This window comes from Chloroflexota bacterium (assembly GCA_018648225.1).
In the GTDB taxonomy this organism is placed as follows: Bacteria; Chloroflexota; Anaerolineae; order Anaerolineales; family UBA11858; genus NIOZ-UU35.
In genome coordinates, this window is sequence record JABGRQ010000100.1 from 1 (window position 1) to 16283 (window position 16283).

Annotated in this window: 18 protein-coding genes; 15 read left to right on the plus strand and 3 right to left on the minus strand. The window is 51.2% G+C overall.

The window, feature by feature from the left end; translation table 11 throughout:
• The 14 genes from HN413_09215 to HN413_09280 all read left to right on the plus strand — a co-directional run.
• The coding region (locus HN413_09215; GenBank protein MBT3390578.1) for a hypothetical protein at positions 1–415 on the plus strand (415 nt) is incomplete at its 5' end.
• Positions 415–1164 (plus strand): transferase, encoded by a 750-nt coding sequence (locus tag HN413_09220; GenBank protein MBT3390579.1) that lies wholly within the window; start codon positions 415–417, stop codon positions 1162–1164. The genes HN413_09215 and HN413_09220, both read left to right, overlap by 1 nt.
• 7 nt (positions 1165–1171) lie before the next feature.
• Positions 1172–1588 carry a WxcM-like domain-containing protein gene (locus HN413_09225; GenBank protein MBT3390580.1) on the plus strand — a complete coding sequence of 139 codons (417 nt, stop codon included), beginning with the start codon at positions 1172–1174 and terminating at the stop codon, positions 1586–1588.
• A gap of 103 nt (positions 1589–1691) precedes the next feature.
• The gene (locus HN413_09230; GenBank protein MBT3390581.1) at positions 1692–2630 is read left to right on the plus strand and encodes a glycosyltransferase family 2 protein; all 939 of its coding nucleotides are present in this window, start codon (positions 1692–1694) and stop codon (positions 2628–2630) included.
• A 7-nt stretch (positions 2631–2637) separates the two neighbouring features.
• The gene (locus tag HN413_09235) at positions 2638–4056 is read left to right on the plus strand and encodes a tetratricopeptide repeat protein (protein ID MBT3390582.1); all 1419 of its coding nucleotides are present in this window, start codon (positions 2638–2640) and stop codon (positions 4054–4056) included.
• A gap of 130 nt (positions 4057–4186) precedes the next feature.
• Positions 4187–4834, plus strand: coding sequence for a hypothetical protein (locus HN413_09240; GenBank protein MBT3390583.1), 648 nt, complete (start codon positions 4187–4189; stop codon positions 4832–4834).
• 74 nt (positions 4835–4908) lie between these two features.
• Positions 4909–6183, plus strand: a complete 1275-nt coding sequence (mtaB, locus tag HN413_09245) for a tRNA (N(6)-L-threonylcarbamoyladenosine(37)-C(2))-methylthiotransferase MtaB (GenBank protein ID MBT3390584.1) — start codon at positions 4909–4911, stop codon at positions 6181–6183.
• A gap of 241 nt (positions 6184–6424) precedes the next feature.
• Positions 6425–6772 carry a histidine triad nucleotide-binding protein gene (locus HN413_09250; protein MBT3390585.1) on the plus strand — a complete coding sequence of 116 codons (348 nt, stop codon included), beginning with the start codon at positions 6425–6427 and terminating at the stop codon, positions 6770–6772.
• Between the two features lie 53 nt (positions 6773–6825).
• Complete coding sequence (locus HN413_09255; protein ID MBT3390586.1) at positions 6826–8820, plus strand: AMP-binding protein; 1995 nt, start codon at positions 6826–6828, stop codon at positions 8818–8820.
• Between the two features lie 22 nt (positions 8821–8842).
• Entirely contained in the window at positions 8843–9289 is a 447-nt protein-coding gene (locus HN413_09260) for a GatB/YqeY domain-containing protein (GenBank protein MBT3390587.1), read from the plus strand.
• A 23-nt stretch (positions 9290–9312) separates the two neighbouring features.
• On the plus strand, positions 9313–11409 hold the full coding sequence (locus HN413_09265) for an HDIG domain-containing protein (protein MBT3390588.1): 2097 nt from the start codon (positions 9313–9315) through the stop codon (positions 11407–11409).
• Between the two features lie 2 nt (positions 11410–11411).
• The gene (ybeY, locus tag HN413_09270; protein MBT3390589.1) at positions 11412–11867 is read left to right on the plus strand and encodes an rRNA maturation RNase YbeY; all 456 of its coding nucleotides are present in this window, start codon (positions 11412–11414) and stop codon (positions 11865–11867) included.
• A 13-nt stretch (positions 11868–11880) separates the two neighbouring features.
• A complete protein-coding gene (locus HN413_09275) occupies positions 11881–12255 on the plus strand; it encodes a diacylglycerol kinase family protein (protein MBT3390590.1) in 375 nt (124 codons plus the stop codon).
• 47 nt (positions 12256–12302) lie between these two features.
• On the plus strand, positions 12303–12908 hold the full coding sequence (locus HN413_09280) for a uracil-DNA glycosylase family protein (GenBank protein ID MBT3390591.1): 606 nt from the start codon (positions 12303–12305) through the stop codon (positions 12906–12908).
• Positions 12909–12956: 48 nt separating this feature from the next.
• On the opposite strand, the gene HN413_09285 is transcribed toward HN413_09280, so the two are convergent.
• Together HN413_09285 and HN413_09290 are read right to left on the minus strand one after the other, a co-directional pair.
• Positions 12957–13733: a hypothetical protein gene (locus tag HN413_09285; protein ID MBT3390592.1), complete on the minus strand. Its 777-nt coding sequence runs from the start codon at positions 13731–13733 to the stop codon at positions 12957–12959.
• Between the two features lie 21 nt (positions 13734–13754).
• Entirely contained in the window at positions 13755–14648 is an 894-nt protein-coding gene (locus tag HN413_09290) for a hypothetical protein (protein MBT3390593.1), read from the minus strand.
• A 121-nt stretch (positions 14649–14769) separates the two neighbouring features.
• On the opposite strand from HN413_09290, the gene rdgB reads away from it, so the two are divergent.
• Positions 14770–15360: an RdgB/HAM1 family non-canonical purine NTP pyrophosphatase gene (gene rdgB / locus HN413_09295; protein ID MBT3390594.1), complete on the plus strand. Its 591-nt coding sequence runs from the start codon at positions 14770–14772 to the stop codon at positions 15358–15360.
• 126 nt (positions 15361–15486) lie between these two features.
• Here the strand turns inward: rdgB and HN413_09300 are convergent.
• On the minus strand, positions 15487–16283 hold a 797-nt coding region (locus tag HN413_09300), incomplete at its 5' end, for an ABC transporter ATP-binding protein (GenBank protein MBT3390595.1).

Below are 16283 nucleotides of genomic sequence, written 5' to 3' on the forward strand. Positions count from 1 at the left end.
ACATAACCTATACTATGGTGGAAAAGCTGTATTATTTCGAGAGACTGAGCAAATTTCAGTAAATGCGGCTGTCACATTGAACGATTGGTTATCTGCTATTAAAAATTCTGAATTTGTCAACACAATTTTGGAACGTCTCCAGGTGATCTTTTACTTTCCGAATGCGTATTCCGAATCTACGGATGGCATTATGTTTCACGGGGTACAGTTATTTTGGATTATAGCTATTTTATACAGTATTGTGTTTTGGAAAAAAGTATCATGGGATAATAAATTGCTTGTTTTACTCCCCGCATTTTATTTAGGGATTTATTTCTTTTTCATGATCGGAATTTATTACCATCGAAATATCGTCGCTGGGCATCTTGCTATGGGGCTAGTTTCTGCAAGAATGCTTGGTGTGGAGGAAAATTGATGATTAGTTCATTAGCAATAATAAAAACTAAACATATTGGCACGGGAAGTTGGATTCATGAACACGCTATTGTGCGAAAGAATGTTGTTGTTGGTAAGAATGTTGTAATTCACCCTTTTGTTGTTATAGAAGAAGGCGTAGTAATAGGAGATGGGACTGAAATTTTCCCCGGTGCATATATAGGAAAGTCGCCTAAGGGGGCTGGTGCTACATCTCGCCCCATTTCGTTTGATAAAAAAGTGTGTATTGGAAATAATTGCTCAATAGGTCCTAATTCAATCATCTATTATGATGTGCAGATTGGAAATAACACCCTGTTAGGAGATGGTGCTTCAATTCGTGAAAATTGCATGGTTGGATCTTTTTGCATTGTTGGACGTTATGTCACAATTAATTACAATACAATTATAGGTGACGCGGTAAAAATTATGGATCATAGTTGGTTAGCCGGTAATATGCAAATTGATGATCATGTTTTTATAAGCGGCGGCGTTTTATCGACGAACGACAACGATCTGGGGAAGAATGGCTATAATGCAGAACGTGTTATTGGCCCCAAAATACACGCGGGCGCGCAAATTGGGGTTGGCGCCATTCTGCTGCCTAATTTAGAAATTGGCAATAACGCGATTGTCGCCGCGGGTGCCGTAGTGACCAAAAATGTAGCGCCGAATACCGTCGTCATGGGGATTCCCGCACAAGCCGAGCAGCATAAGCCAAAAAACACTAACGTTACCGCTGTAGAGTAGAAATTTAATGATGTTACACGAATGCCGTCAAATTGATTTGCCAAAGATTTCTGACCCGCGGGGAAACTTAACTTTTATAGAGAATAACCACCATATTCCCTTTGATGTAGCGCGAATTTTTTATCTCTATGATGTGCCGGGCGGTGCTATACGCGCTGGGCACGCGCTCAAAACATGCCACCAGTTTGTTCTCGCTGTTTCTGGTAGCTTTGATGTTGTTCTCGATAATGGCATGCACCGGCAACGCTACCATCTCAACCGCTCCTATTACGGTTTGTATATTCCTCCGCGCATCTGGCGCGAACTTGATAATTTCTCATCCGGCTCTGTTTGCTTGGTACTGGCGTCCGAATTTTATGATGAACATGGCTATTATCGCGATTATAAACAATATTGCCTGGCTGTTGCGGAACTAAAAAAATGAAAGTGCCCCTTTTGGATGTGAAAGCCACTTACGATGAACAATCTCAGGATTTTGTGATTTCAGTTATAAGATCATTTTATCAACACATCTGGAGTGTAATTCCGTGACGCTGATATCCGTAGTTGTTCCAGTTTATTACAATGCCGAAAGCATCCCCTTGCTTCTGGAGCGATTACTCCGCGTAGCAGATGAGCTTTCAGAAAACACTTATGAATTTTTATTTGTAGATGATGGCTCTGGGGATTCATCGTTTCAAGTATTAGAGAAGTTGTCACAAACGGATAAGCGTATAAGTATTTTGAAGTTGTCGCGCAATTTTGGGTCTAATGCAGCTGTTTTAGCAGGGTTGACATACTCAAATGGCGATTGTGTAGTGGTGATCGCTGCAGATTTGCAAGATCCTCCCGAGCTAATCCCTGAACTCGTTGCTGCATGGCACCAGAACAATCAGGTGGTTTTGGCCGCACGAAAAAAACGCGACGACCCTCTTGTTTCAAAGTTATTCGCCAAGATTTTTAATCAATTATTTCGTCGTTTTGTATTTAAAGATTTTCCGCCGAATGGATTTGATTTCATATTACTGGACCGGCGTGTAGTGGATATTTTGGTAAAACTCGATGAAAAGAACTCGTACATATTTGGGCAGGCAATGTGGGTAGGCTTTAATCGGCATACGCTTTATTACAATCGTGCTCAAAGGGTACATGGGCATTCTCGCTGGACATTCACAAAAAAAGTAAAATATTTAATCGATTCATTTGCAGCGTTTAGCTATTTGCCACTAAGAGCTGCATCATTGCTAGGGTTTTCGTTGGCCACCTTAGGCTTTCTTTATACAATGCTAATTATTGCACTACGTATTTTAAAGAATTTTCCTGTTACCGGGTGGGCATCACTAACTGTTATCACATTAGTAACTTCTGGGGCACAACTCATCATCATGGGCGTTCTCGGAGAATATCTATGGCGGGTTCTCGACGAAACTCGCCATAGGCCAGCATTTATTGTTGAAACAGCCATAAATGCAGATATTAAGTTATAGATAGTAGATGAAGATCGTCTTTTCGGATGGTTTGCTTCCCAAGATTTTCGGAATCTTGATGATTCTCGCGTTATCAGGGATTGCCCTGCGCCCGCACAGGATCACGCGGGGGTTTGAGTTGGCGCGTGCGGCCCTAAGCGAGAACTCCCCCGAGGCGGCCAGCCAACTCGCTGCGCTCGCCGAGCAGATGCCCTACCGCGCTGATCTCTGGCAGCAGGCCGGATTTATTGCGCTGAAGCAGCAAGATTACCCCGCTGCCATCAAATACTTCACCCAGGTCAAATCACTCTCTCCTATCGGAATGCTGGCTTTGGGCGACGCCTACCAGCAAAATGGTGATCTTGATGCCGCTATCCAAACCTGGGAACAGCTTGTTCGTGACTATGGCCCCATCGAAGCGGCGCTGAAGCGCCTTTCGGATGCTTTTCTGGCGCAAAACGATTTTGAACGCGCTATCGCTGCTTTGCAAAAATCTTCAACCTTTAACCTTCAACCTTCAGCTTTATATCAACTGGGTTTGCTGCTCGCCGCCCATAACCCTGCTGCCGCGCCGCCTTATCTGCGTAAGGCAGCGGATCTCGATTATGAAATCGAAACATCGGCGCGGGCATTGGCTTTCACGATCCAACGTGCTTTGCAGCGGAATGAACCCGCTTACACGCTGCTCGTCGCCGGGCAGGAGCTTGCCCATCAAAACCATTGGGATTTAGCTGCCCACGCCTTTATGCTCTCCACGGAACTACGCCCCGATTATGCCGAAGCCTGGGCTTATCTTGGGGAAGCAGTGCAGCAACTCGACAAAGAATCTCCCTCGGGGTTGAATGCGCTGGAAAAAGCGCTGGAGCTTGATCCGCAGTCTTTCGCTGCAAACACCTTTATGGCGTTGTATTGGCAGCGTCAGGGCGATTCGGAAACGTCACAGGCATATATCCAAACCGCGGCGGCTCTCGATCCACAAAATATCCCCATTCAAATTTATCTGGCAGAGTTGTTAGCGCAGTCTGGCGAGCTGGCGACTGCCCATGCGTTTTATCAGCAGATTATCACCGATAACCCCGATAAACCGCTCCCCTATCAGGCGCTGACCGAGTTTTGCATCCACTACAATTTTGAGCTAAACGAAATTGGCCTCCCGGCGGCGCGGCAGGCGGTGCTATTGGCTCCCCGCGCGGCCGCCGCGCTGGATGTGATGGGGCAAATCTTGCTGCGATTGGGCGATTACCTCAACGCCGAGCGCTTCTTCCTGCGCTCCCTGCGCGCCGATGCCGATTATGCGCCGGTACATTTGCATTTGGGTTGGTTATATATTTTGCAGGATGAGGGCGCGTTGGCAAAAGGGCATCTTGCGGCTGTGCTTGTGCTGGCTCCGAACACCCAGGATGCCGACCATGCCCAACGATTATTGGAAGATTATTTGGGGAAATAGCTTGTAAATGGGTTCAATCTTAATATAACTATGCTGCGTGATGACTGGTTTGCAGAGATTGAACCCATTTTTACAAATTGAATATGCTAAAATGGGGCGAATTTATTTGAACTTCACAGGAGATATTTGCATGATAAAAAAATACCCCTTCCTGATGGCTATTGTCGCGTTGCTCTTGGCTACTTTGGCGTGCAGTTTGGCTGGTGGCGCTGCGCAAAATTTGCCCGAAGGTGTGCTTTTTCAAGATGATTTTTCTGATTCATCCAGTGGCTGGGATCAGGTTAATTCCGAAGAGGGCATCACCGATTACGAAAACGGTGTGTATCGCATTTGGGTTAACGCTACGGAAACCGATATTTGGGCCAACCCCGGGCTAGATTTTACCAATGTGGTGGTTGAAGTGGATGCGAACAAAATTGGTGGCCCAGATGATAATGATTTCGGCGTGATTTGTCGCTATCAGGATATTGATAATTTCTATTTCTTTATTATCAGCAGCGATGGTTTCTATGCGATTGGTAAAGTTCTGAATGGTGAATATAACCTGCTCGGCATGGAACAAATGCTCCCTGATGATGCCATCAAACAGGGCAATGCCACCAATCATATCAAAGCCGATTGTGTAGGCTCGCATTTAGTATTGCACGCCAACGGCAGCAAACTTGCCGATGTTGAAGACGCAACATTCGCTTCTGGCGATGTTGGCCTGATCGCAGGCACCTTTGGCGAAATTGGCGTCGATATTCATTTTGATAATTTCGTTGTCCGGGGACCGTAAAAAAATAAGTTACAAGTTGAAGGTTGAAAATTGAAGGTTAACCTTCAACTTTCAACCTATAACCTTCAACGTTTATGAAAATATATCTCAACACCATCGGTTGCCGCCTCAACCAGAGCGAAATTGAAACCTATGCCCGCCAGTTCCGGGCGGCTGGACACGCGTTGGTTTCCGACCCCGCCGAAGCCGATTTGACAGTAATTAACACCTGCACGGTGACTACCGCCGCGGCGGCAGATTCGCGCAAATTGATCCGCTCCGCGGCACGTGCCGGAAGTAAACAAGTGATTGCGACGGGTTGCTGGGCGACGATGGAACCACTGGCCGCGGCAGGACTTCCGGGAGTCAGCTCGGTGGTGGTCAACGACGAGAAAGATGAGCTTGTCCCGCGGCTGTTACAACTTCAGCCCGAGGCCTTCGATCTGGAACCCGTCGCGCGCGAACCCATCCCTGGAGCGCGGCTGCGCACACGCGCTTTCATCAAAGTGCAAGATGGCTGTGACAACCACTGCACATTCTGTATCACCACGGTCGCCCGCGGTCAGGGACGCAGCCGCGCCAAAGAAGAAATTTTGGCTGATATTCAGGCAGCGATTGCCGGAGGCGCTCAGGAAGTCGTACTCACGGGCGTGCATCTCGGTTCGTGGGGACAAGATTTCGCAGAACGCTCGCACCTGCGCGATCTGGTCACGTATCTTCTCGAAAATAGTGATGTCCCGCGCATGCGTCTCTCTTCGCTGGAACCTTGGGACTTGGATGCCGATTTCTTTGCCTTGTGGCAAGACCGGCGGCTGGCGCGCCATTTGCATTTGCCGCTGCAATCCGGTAGCGCTGCTACGCTGCGGCGCATGGCACGTAAAACCACCCCCGACGATTTTGCCCAACTCGTACAGGCCGCCCGCGCTGCCATCCCTGGGGTAGCCATCACCACCGATGTGATCGTCGGCTTCCCTGGCGAGAGCGAGGATGAATTTCAGCAAAGCCTGGAGTTTGTGCGCCAAATGAACTTTGCTGGCGGGCATGTTTTCACCTACTCGGCGCGCCCCGGCACAGGAGCTGCGCGTATGTCCGGACATGTGGATCACGCCCTTCGTAAGTCCCGCAACGCCGAGATGCGCGCAGTTTTCGAAGCATCGGCGCACGCCTACCAGAATCAATTTGTCGGTCAGGAACTGCCCGTCCTATGGGAAAGCGCATCACCCCTGGGACTGGATAGCTGGACAATCAGCGGGTTGACCGATAATTATCTGCGCGTCACCGCTCAAGCGCCGCGCAAATTGTGGAATGTAATCACGCCGGTTGAACTGGTCGGTAATAATGGACAAGACTTGGTTGGGGTTATCAGGTAATCCGTACCTTATCAGTGAAATTCTTGTACACGCGTGCCTGCGGCTCGGTGCAGGCAAAAAAACAAGGAAATTTACCACGCAGTCACAAAGACTCAAAGAACGGATTTTTGTTTTTCTTCATGACTTTGTGCCTTTGTGGTAAATAAACTTATTGGTTCTGGCTCATCCAGGTCAGGGATCAGGCAACCTGTTTCCAAATTGCCTGACCCTTAATCGACTACTACCCCAAAAGGAGACATCCATGAGCAACGATTGCATCTTCTGTAAAATCATCGCCGGTGAAATTCCCAGCACAAAAATGTTTGAAGATGAGCGGGTCACCGCGTTTCGCGATATTAATCCGGTCGCGTCGACTCACGTTTTGATTATCCCCAAAAAACATATCCCTTCCATTAACGAACTAACTTCCGGTGATGAGCAACTCATCGGGCATTTATTCACCACCGCCAAAGAGCTGGCCGCCCAGGAAGGAATCGCCGAATCCGGCTATCGCCTGATTATTAACACCGGCGCGGATGGCGGGCAGGTTGTCTTTCATCTGCATTTGCACCTGATCGGCGGCCAGAAGATGCGCCACCCGATGGGATGATGACGATATTGTTTTATCCACTCCGTAGATGCTAATCAGCAGGAGTATGAAAGATGAGTCAATCTTTTAAATTTGGGGGGAAAATTGTTTGGCAACCTTCACTGGACTATCTTGAAAAAGCCCATTTGACTCAATTTATGCGCCAGCACGATATTCGTGACTTTGACGAACTCATGCGGCGTTCCACCGCAGATATAGCCTGGTTTACCGAGGCAGTACTTCAATATTTAGATATTCAATTCTACGAGCCGTATTTGCAGGTTGTTGATCTCTCAGGTGGTATTCAATGGCCGCGTTGGTGTGTGGGCGGCAAGCTAAATATCGTTCATAATTGCCTGGATAAATATATCGGCACCCCCACCGAGAGCCAGCCAGCCTTTATTTGGGAAGGTGAGGAAGGCCGCACGCTCACCCTCAGCTATGGCGAACTTTATCGTCAGGTTAACCAGACGGCGAATGCCCTGCGCTCCCTCGGTCTGGGCAAAGGCGATGCCATTGGCATTTTTATGCCCATGATCCCCGAAATTGTGGTTGCTCTGCTGGCGATTGCCAAAATCGGCGGGATCATTCTGCCGCTCTTTTCGGGCTATGGCGTTGGTGCGGTGGTCACGCGCCTGGTGGATGCAGATGCCAAAGCCCTCTTCACCGCCGATGGGATCAACCGGCGCGGCAAGCCAGTAGATATGAAGGCTGTGGCCGACGAAGCCGCCGGGCAGGTGACTACCCTCGAGCATATCATCGTGGTCAAGCGGGCTGGGCTGGACGTGGAAATGAAGTTGGGGCGTGATCATTGGTGGCAAGACCTGATCCCTGGGCAGGCTTCTGCCGCCCTCACCGAGATCACCGCTGCTGAAGACCCTCTGATGGTGATCTACACTTCGGGTACAACGGGCCGCCCCAAAGGCGCGCTGCACACCCATTGCGGATTCCCGATCAAGGCCGCGCAGGATATGGCCTTCGGCACGGATGTGCATCCCGATCAGATCATCTACTGGATGACGGATATGGGCTGGATGATGGGGCCGTGGCTGGTTTTCGGGGCGCTGATTTTGGGAAGCACCTTCTTTATCTACGATGGCGCGCCCGATTATCCGGCTTCCAACCGCTTGTGGGAACTGGTCGAGCGGCATAAAATCACCACGCTGGGCATCTCGCCAACGCTGGTGCGGGCACTGATCCCCCGAGGCGAAGAACACTTCCGGCAGCATGATCTTTCCAGCTTGCGCTTCTTTGCATCCACCGGCGAACCCTGGAACCCCGATCCGTGGATGTGGCTTTTCGAGAAAGTCGGCCAAGGGAAACGCCCAATTATCAATTATTCAGGTGGCACAGAAATTTCGGGCGGGATTGTGATGGGCAACCCCATCCTGCCGCTCAAAGCCTGCGCTTTTTCAGCCCCCACCCCGGGTATTGCCGCCGACATTTTTGACGAAAATGGCAATTCGGTGATTAATCAGGTGGGCGAGTTGGTGATTAAATCGCCATGGATTGGCATGACGCGCGGTTTCTGGAAAGACTCCGACCGCTATCTCGAAACCTATTGGTCGCAATGGAAGGATATTTGGGTGCACGGTGATTTTGCCGCCAAAGACTCCGATGGGTTGTGGTACATCTTAGGGCGCTCGGACGATACCATCAAAGTAGCCGGAAAACGCCTCGGCCCAGCAGAAGTGGAATCCGTGCTGGTTGAACATCCCCAGGTGGTTGAAGCTGCCGCGATCGGTATCCCTGACGAAATTAAAGGCAGCGCCGTGGCGGTTTTCTGTGTGTTGGCCGCTGGGGTAGAAGCATCTGAAGAATTGCGCGCCGAATTACGGCGAATGTTGGTGAAAGCAATGGGTAAAGCTTTAGCGCCCAAAGAAATTCTCTTCATTGGGGATTTGCCCAAAACTCGTAATGCTAAAGTCATGCGGCGCATGATCCGTTCGGCCTATTTAGGGTTGGAACTGGGCGATACATCATCATTGGTCAACCCGGATGCTGTACAAACTATTCAGTCGTTTTCGAATAAATCAGCGCAGCAGCCCAGCCGAGGGCTGGAAAAATAAGTCGCGGTATAATCAATTTATTATGGATACAAAAACGAAACTTTCCCAGGCACTGAAAGAAGCCTTGAAGGCTAAAGACGAGCGGCGCAAACGCGTTGTGCGCATGGCGATGTCAGCGATAAAAAATGCTGAAGTTGCTCAAAAGGGCGAACTGACCGAGCCGGACGTGCTGGCTATTGTGCAAAAAGAAGTCAAAGCTCGCCATGAAACTATCGAAGGAGCCAGACAAGCCAAACGAGATGATCTGATTGCCGAAGCCGAAGCTGAAATTGCCATTTTAGAAGAATACTTGCCCAAAGGCCTCAGCCGTGAAGAGTTAACCGCCCTTGTTCAGGAAACCATCGCCGAAATCGGAGCATCAACTCCCCAAGAAATGGGCAAAGTAATGGGCATGTTGATGCCAAAAATCCATGGGCGCGCCGATGGCAAAGAAGCCAATCAAATAGTGCGCGCATTGCTGGGGGGATAATCCCCAGTGGTAAGCCGAGCGACATGACGGCACATATTCCAAAGCCGAACTTTAAGCAGATACTACTCCTGCTGATATTGCTGCTATGTACTGGCGCAGCAACGCTGGCGATTGTGATCTTCACGCCAGCGACTTTGATCGCGGCACAAGATTTACAGTTGGGTGATGTAGCTGCGCAAGATATTCTTGCGCCATCAGCCATCAGTTATACCAGCGATGTGCGTACATTGCAGTTGCAAGAGACCGTTCTCAGCAGCGTGGCTCCCCGCTATACCCAGGCCGACACGAATATTGCCCGCCAACAGCTTGAGCGTTTGCGCGCTGCCCTGGCGTATATCACCAGTGTGCGCAGCGATATTTACGCCAACGAAGAGCAACAACTCAACGATCTGGCTGCATTGCAAGAGATTCATATTCGTGCAGAAACAGCCGTCAATATTCTGGCATTGATTGATACGCGCTGGCAGGCCGTTCAACAAGAAGCTATTGTTGTCCTGGAACAGGTGATGCGCAACACAATCCGCGCAGGTCGTGAGGATGATTATCGCAGCAATGTGCCTAATTTGGTTAGTCTGGCATTGCCAGAAGATCAGGCTCTGATCGTTGCCGAGTTGGCCGCCGCGTTTATTGCCCCAAACAGCATATATAGTGAAACGCTCACTGAAACCGTCCGTCAGCAAGCCGCCGAAGCCGTAGAGCCGGTTCAAGTTTCTTTCGCCGCGGGCGAAATCGTTGTGCAGCGCGGCGAAGTCATTTCTGAAGCTGCACTTGAAGCGCTGCGTTCCCTGGGATTAGCGCAGCCCGAACACCGTTGGCAAGAACTGACCTCTGCCGGATTGCTGGTACTTCTCTCACTGGGACTGGCGGTTATTTTGTTCCGTCGTCAGGCTAATAGTTTGAAATATACGCGCGGACTTTTCGTTATTATTGGCCTGTTTCTTGCTTTTCTGTCATTGGGACGCCTGGCGCTGCCCATGCACCCGTTGGCGCCCTATTTATTCCCGTTGGCGGCTTACCCCTTGATTATTGCCAGTTTATTCGGCGAAGAACTGGCCCTGGTTTCCACGATTCCACTGATTTTACTGATTGCTTTCGATCAAAGTAATAGTGCAGTGCTGTTATTATTCTTCGGCACGGGCAGCCTGTTTGGTGTTTTGATGCCCAAGCGCGAGCAGCGTATCAGCGCCTACTTGTGGGTTGGAATAACCGTTGCGGCATCAGGTTCTGCCGTGATCACAGCTTTCCATCTTCTCCAGCTTGAAACCAATTTAAATACACTGGTTTCGCAAACCGCTATGACCTTGCTCAATGGTCTGATGGTCTCTGGTATCACTGTGTTGATGCAATATCTGTTGGCCCCCATTCTCGGCCAAATTACCCCGTTGCAATTGCTTGAGCTCTCGCGTCCCGACAGTGAATTGCTCGAATATTTGTTGCGCAATGCGCCGGGTACATACCAGCACAGCTTGCAAGTTGCTAATCTTGCCGAACAGGCTGCCGAGCGCATTGACGCCGACAGCCTGCTGACTCGCGTGGGCGCGCTGTATCATGATATTGGCAAGGCCGCTAACCCCTTCTTTTTTATTGAAAATCAACGTGTCGGGCAAATTGATACCCACGATCATCTTGATCCAGCAGAAAGCGCGGCGCTTATCATCCGTCACGTGACCGATGGAATAGCGCTGGCCCGTAAACATCGTTTGCCCGATCGCATCAAAGATTTTATTGCCGAACATCACGGCACGCTAAAAACCTACTATCAGTGGGCACAGGCCGTTAATGCAGCTCAGGGTGATACTTCACAACTCGATGAAAATCTATTTATGTATCCGGGACCGCGCCCGCAATCGCGCGAAACTGCGCTGGTCATGTTGGCCGATGGTTGCGAGGCCCGCGTGCGTGCGCAGAAACCCGAAACCGAGGATGCCCTGCGCGAAATGATCAAAGACACCATTGATAAACGCCTTGCCCAGGATCAACTTCAAGATACCCGCCTGACCCTGCAAGAACTCAATACAACTGCCGAAACCTTCTTTACTAATTTGCGCGGCATTTATCATCCCCGCGTCGACTATCCTACGCTCAATATCCCCACCCAGCCCATCAAAACCGCGGAGTAGCCATGTCGATCTATATTGAAATTGGGGCAGATACCTGCTTGCCTGGGGAAAGTCAACGAATAGAAGCTGCCGCCCAGGCAACCCTGGCGCATCAGGGCATTTCTGCTACAAGCGAATTAAGCATTATCGTCACCGATGATGCCCAGCTGCACGAACTCAATCAGCAGTTTCGAGATGTGGACGCGCCCACCGACGTACTCTCTTTCCCCGCAGAATTTTCGGATCCGGAGAGCGGCGCGGCTTATTTGGGGGATGTGCTGATCTCGTACCCGCGCGTGGTGGCACAGACCCAAAGCGGGGGGCATACCCCCGAAGCAGAGTTGCAGTTACTCATCGTTCACGGCATCTTGCATCTACTCGGCCACGACCACGCCGACGAAGCCGAAAAAAACACCATGTGGGCTGCCCAGGCTGAAATTCTCGCCACCCTGGGTGTAGAAATCACCCCGCCCGCCTGATTCATCATCTGCCATGCTCTCCTTCCTGCGCTCTCGCCTAACGTCAATCCGATTCGCCCTCGAGGGCTGGTGGTACGTCTTGCGCACGCAACGCAACACCTGGGTTCACGCGCTCATCACCACAGGTGTGATTATCCTCGGGGTGTGGCTCCAACTCTCCCCCCAGGATTGGGCCATCCTGCTCATTACTATCGCACTGGTTTGGGCCGCCGAATTCTTCAATACTTCCCTGGAAGCCCTCGCCGATCTCGTCCACCCCGATGAGCATCCACAAATCAAAATCATCAAAGATGTCAGTGCGGCAGGTGTGCTGATAACAGCCACCGCTGCTATTCTGGTCGGCCTGCTGATCCTTGGCCCGCCGCTTGTCGATTTGTTAATTCGCTAACTTGCTGTGGGGCGGCGAATCTTTACTTTGTGAATGACTACCGAATTATGACAATACAAATACTCTCTGAACTACACACACAAATGCGCGCCTGCCGCCTTTGCCTGGATGATGGGCATGAAATCATTCCCCCGGCGGTTTTCTCTGGCGTGATGGGTGCGCGTATCATGACGATTGGGCAAGCTCCCGGCATTACTGAAGTCGAAGTGGGGCGGCCTTTCAACGCGGGCAGCGGGCAGCGCCTCTTTAAGTGGCTGGCGGATGCCGGAATCGAAGAAGATTGGTTCCGCGCCACACAGTATATGACCTCCGTCACCAAATGTTATCCGGGCCGCGCCAAAGGGGGCAGCGGCGACCGCGTGCCCGGAAATATTGAGCAAGAGTTTTGTCGCCCTTATCTCGATCGAGAAATTGAACTTGTGAATCCTGCCCTGGTGATCCCCATTGGGCGATTAGCGATAAATCTCTTCTTCCCCAAAAGTAAAAAATTGACCGAAATTATTGGCACCCAAAAACAGGTGCAGGGTCGCTGGGTTGTGCCGCTGCCTCACTCATCAGGCGCCAGCCGTTGGCATCAGATCGAGAGCAACCGCCTGCTCATTCAGCAAGCCATTGCGCATATTGGTGAGCATTACAAGCTCTTGTTCCCCTAAACATAAAAAAACACCGGTGAAAGCCGGTGTTTTTTTATGTTTAGGGGGTTATTGCACTTGTTTGAAGTAGATGATGATCGTGCTTTTGTCGCAATCTTCAAAGGTATCAAAATAGATTTGCGTCGATAGCGACTGCCCGGCCTGATCGAGCAATTCTACCCACAGCGTACCGGTTGAAGCGGTGGGGCCTGCCACAATTTCGGTGAGATCAAATTCGTACCCGGCTGGGCCATAGTTGGTTGCAATGCCTGTAACGGTCACCAAATCCACGGGCTGATCGCCCAGTTGACCGCCCAGGCGCATAACAATGCCCGTGACGGGCGCCCCATTGAGGCTGAGCACCTGCCCACCGACTCCCATCCAGGTGCACCCTAATTCGGCATGATATACATTGGGGATATACTGAGGATTGCCCTCGTACATTACATACGGCATCCCGGCTGAGTCACCGTTATCAGGCGGGGTTGTGGGGGAGGCTTGTTCGCTCTGTTCGTCGGTCGGTGCGACTTCTGCGGTGGGTGGAACCATAGTCTCTGTTGGTAAGAGCGTTTCTGTCGCCTGGGGAGGCACTGACGTCCACGTTGGCGGCAGCAATTGCTTGGGGGTGGGGGTGAGCGTGTCGAGCGCAATTGTGGCGGGAAGCGTGGATGGCGGGAAGGGATTGATCCCGGCGTTGGGGTTGATGAACACCGTCAGAAAGAGAACTCCAACGCACAGCGCGACCAATAAAACAACCACTGTGAGAATATTCCACACCAAATCGGGGTTAAAAGCTGGCCCCTCGTCTTCATCGTCATCAATAAAATCGAAGATGTCTTTTTCCATAGTCACACTTCCATATAAGGGTCAGGGCAAGTATAGCACGATTTCACTTTGCTCTCGTTGTGCGAGCAGCCATTGCGCCAGCATCTGATGCTGAACGGCCCGGTACGCGCGCATGGTGAGCGGACGGGCGGCATCGAATTCAATTGCCTGCACAATATGAAAACCGAGTGCGGTTTCGATGACGGGGCTATGTTCACCGGGTTCCAGCGCAAAAATAAAATCATCCAGTTCGGGGACAGTGAGATAACCCCGCGGAAACCAACCTAAATTGCCTTTGGTTGCCGGATCGTATTGCTCGGCCAGGGTGGCAAAATCGCCCCCGCCGTTTAGCTGCCCCAGAATTGTCTCAGCTTCATCCGAATTATATAGCAAAATCTGGCGGGCGTGTACCTGCTCGGCGGTTTGTGGTACGGCATCGGCAATCTGGTCGCGCATCCAGGCCGCGGCAATCGAACGTGTCAGCGCGGCGCGGAAACTTTCTTCGGAATAGCCATTGGCCTGTATCCATTGGGCAAGCTCTTCGGGGGTCAGTCCCAGTTGATCTATGTGTGCCTGCAAGGTGGCTTCATCCAGCACAAAACCGGCTCGTTCCGCTGCTTGAGTAAACAGCAATTCGTCAATCAGACTATCGAGCACCGTTTGTTGGTCTGGTGTTGCCAGTTCTGTGCCAAGCGCAGCCTGGTAACGCGCCAACTCAGCCTCATATTCTTCGAGCAGAATTGGCGTGCCATTGACATCGGCTGCCAGCGCAACCAAAGTGGCAGTTGGCTCAACCGGCGTCGTTGGTGCTGGTGCGCTGTCAGCGGGAGCTTCCACTGGAGATGGTGTCGCATCCTGCGCGGTCTGGCAGCCTGCCAGCAAGATCAATAACGCAATAAGAATACCGGAGGAATATTTTTTAACTTGTATCAACATTGGCCCCAATTATACTGCCAAACGGGATGGGAAGCATCGCAAAACGCGGGGCACTTCCGCAATCAGGTGTCAATGCGTTAGAATGGGTGACGGCCAACCCAAATCCATCAGGAGTGCATCGATGCCCAAACTACTCATCGCTACCAGCAACCGCGGCAAGCTCGAAGAAATTCAGGCTCTATTGGCAGATTTGCCAGTTATCCTCGTCACCCCCGCCGATCTGGGATTGAAATTGCACGTTGAAGAAACCGGCGACACATACGCCGAAAATGCGGCGCTAAAAGCGCAAGCCTACGCCCAGGCGTCTGGATTGCCCACCCTGGCTGATGATTCGGGTTTGGAAGTAGCCGCCCTCGACGGCGCGCCGGGACTCTATTCGGCGCGTTATGCTCCTCAGGAAAATGCTACAGATGCGGATCGGAGAGCATATTTATTGGCGAATTTAAAGGGATTTTCGCGCCCCTGGGATGCGCGTTTTATCTGTGTGGTTGCACTGACCTACTCCGGAGGTGATCCTGTTTTTTATGAGGGCATTTGCCCCGGAGAGATCATTCCCGAAGAACGTGGCACCAATGGCTTTGGCTACGATCCTATCTTTCTTGTCGAAAACACCAGCCTGACGATGGCCGAACTCCCAATGGCGGAAAAGAATACCCTCAGCCATCGCGCCCGTGCGGTGATGGCCGCGCGGGTGGCGATTGAAAAGTTGTAGCCCTCACCCTGATTCTCGTTACGCTCGAATCCGTCCCTCTCCTAATTTTGGGAGAGGGACATGCCTGAGCCAAAACTCTGAACAAAGTGAAGAGAAGGCAAAGGCCAGGGTGAGGGCAAGTTCCCATCAATCTCCAACCGCCGCGCCGACCAGATTCGGCATTGCGTGAGCCAATAATCTTTGGGGTTGCTGCACTGGTTTAACTTTTTGGGTTGGCGCTTCTGCAAATTTGCTGCTGCCAGCCAGTTGGTCAATCGCTGCCCGCTCGGTGATGATATTCGTGACCTTGCCATCCACCATTTGAATGACTTTATCGACATACTTGCACATGCGCAGATCGTGCGTCACCATAATCCCGGCGCGCTGTTGTTCGTGGATCAGATCGGCAAAGATGCCCACCACCTGATTGGCGCGTTCGGTGTCCAGGCTGGCGGTTGGCTCGTCGGCCAGCACCACGCTGGGGTCGTGGATCAGCGAGCGGGCAATCGCCACGCGCTGTTGCTGTCCGCCGGAAAGCTGTGATGGCAGGCTGTCCAGGCGGCCTTCCAGCCCCAGGCGCAAGAGCAGGTCTTTGGCGTGCTGGCGGCTTTTGCGGTTGAACTTCTTATTCAGGCGCAGCATCAATTCCACATTTTCGAGGGCGGTCAGATACGGCACCAGATTATTCGATTGAAATGTAAATCCGATTTTCTCCCGCCGAAAACTTGTGCGTTGAATATCGTTCATTTCGCTCAAATTATAGCCATCAATCATCAACGAGCCATCACTGGCCTGCAAGAGTGCGGCCAGCATTGCCAGCATGGTGGTTTTCCCCGATCCGCTGGGGCCAACTAGCCCGACAAACTCACCCGCTTTGACGCTGATCGAAACTTCATCCACAGCCTTGACGACTAAATTGCCGCTCTCGTAAATTTTTGTAACGT

What these genes read in the sequence shown, in the direction of transcription:
- ybeY (MBT3390589.1), top strand. Translation starts at nt 11,412, where the DNA reads ATGTCGATCTATATTGAAATTGGGGCAGATACCTGCTTGCCTGGGGAA.
- HN413_09290 (MBT3390593.1), bottom strand. Translation starts at nt 14,648, where the DNA reads ATGTTGATACAAGTTAAAAAATATTCCTCCGGTATTCTTATTGCGTTA.
- HN413_09225 (MBT3390580.1), top strand. Translation starts at nt 1,172, where the DNA reads ATGATGTTACACGAATGCCGTCAAATTGATTTGCCAAAGATTTCTGAC.
- HN413_09275 (MBT3390590.1), top strand. Translation starts at nt 11,881, where the DNA reads ATGCTCTCCTTCCTGCGCTCTCGCCTAACGTCAATCCGATTCGCCCTC.
- HN413_09260 (MBT3390587.1), top strand. Translation starts at nt 8,843, where the DNA reads ATGGATACAAAAACGAAACTTTCCCAGGCACTGAAAGAAGCCTTGAAG.
- HN413_09280 (MBT3390591.1), top strand. Translation starts at nt 12,303, where the DNA reads ATGACAATACAAATACTCTCTGAACTACACACACAAATGCGCGCCTGC.
- HN413_09265 (MBT3390588.1), top strand. Translation starts at nt 9,313, where the DNA reads ATGACGGCACATATTCCAAAGCCGAACTTTAAGCAGATACTACTCCTG.
- HN413_09235 (MBT3390582.1), top strand. Translation starts at nt 2,638, where the DNA reads ATGAAGATCGTCTTTTCGGATGGTTTGCTTCCCAAGATTTTCGGAATC.
- HN413_09285 (MBT3390592.1), bottom strand. Translation starts at nt 13,733, where the DNA reads ATGGAAAAAGACATCTTCGATTTTATTGATGACGATGAAGACGAGGGG.
- rdgB (MBT3390594.1), top strand. Translation starts at nt 14,770, where the DNA reads ATGCCCAAACTACTCATCGCTACCAGCAACCGCGGCAAGCTCGAAGAA.
- mtaB (MBT3390584.1), top strand. Translation starts at nt 4,909, where the DNA reads ATGAAAATATATCTCAACACCATCGGTTGCCGCCTCAACCAGAGCGAA.
- HN413_09240 (MBT3390583.1), top strand. Translation starts at nt 4,187, where the DNA reads ATGATAAAAAAATACCCCTTCCTGATGGCTATTGTCGCGTTGCTCTTG.
- HN413_09255 (MBT3390586.1), top strand. Translation starts at nt 6,826, where the DNA reads ATGAGTCAATCTTTTAAATTTGGGGGGAAAATTGTTTGGCAACCTTCA.
- HN413_09220 (MBT3390579.1), top strand. Translation starts at nt 415, where the DNA reads ATGATTAGTTCATTAGCAATAATAAAAACTAAACATATTGGCACGGGA.
- HN413_09250 (MBT3390585.1), top strand. Translation starts at nt 6,425, where the DNA reads ATGAGCAACGATTGCATCTTCTGTAAAATCATCGCCGGTGAAATTCCC.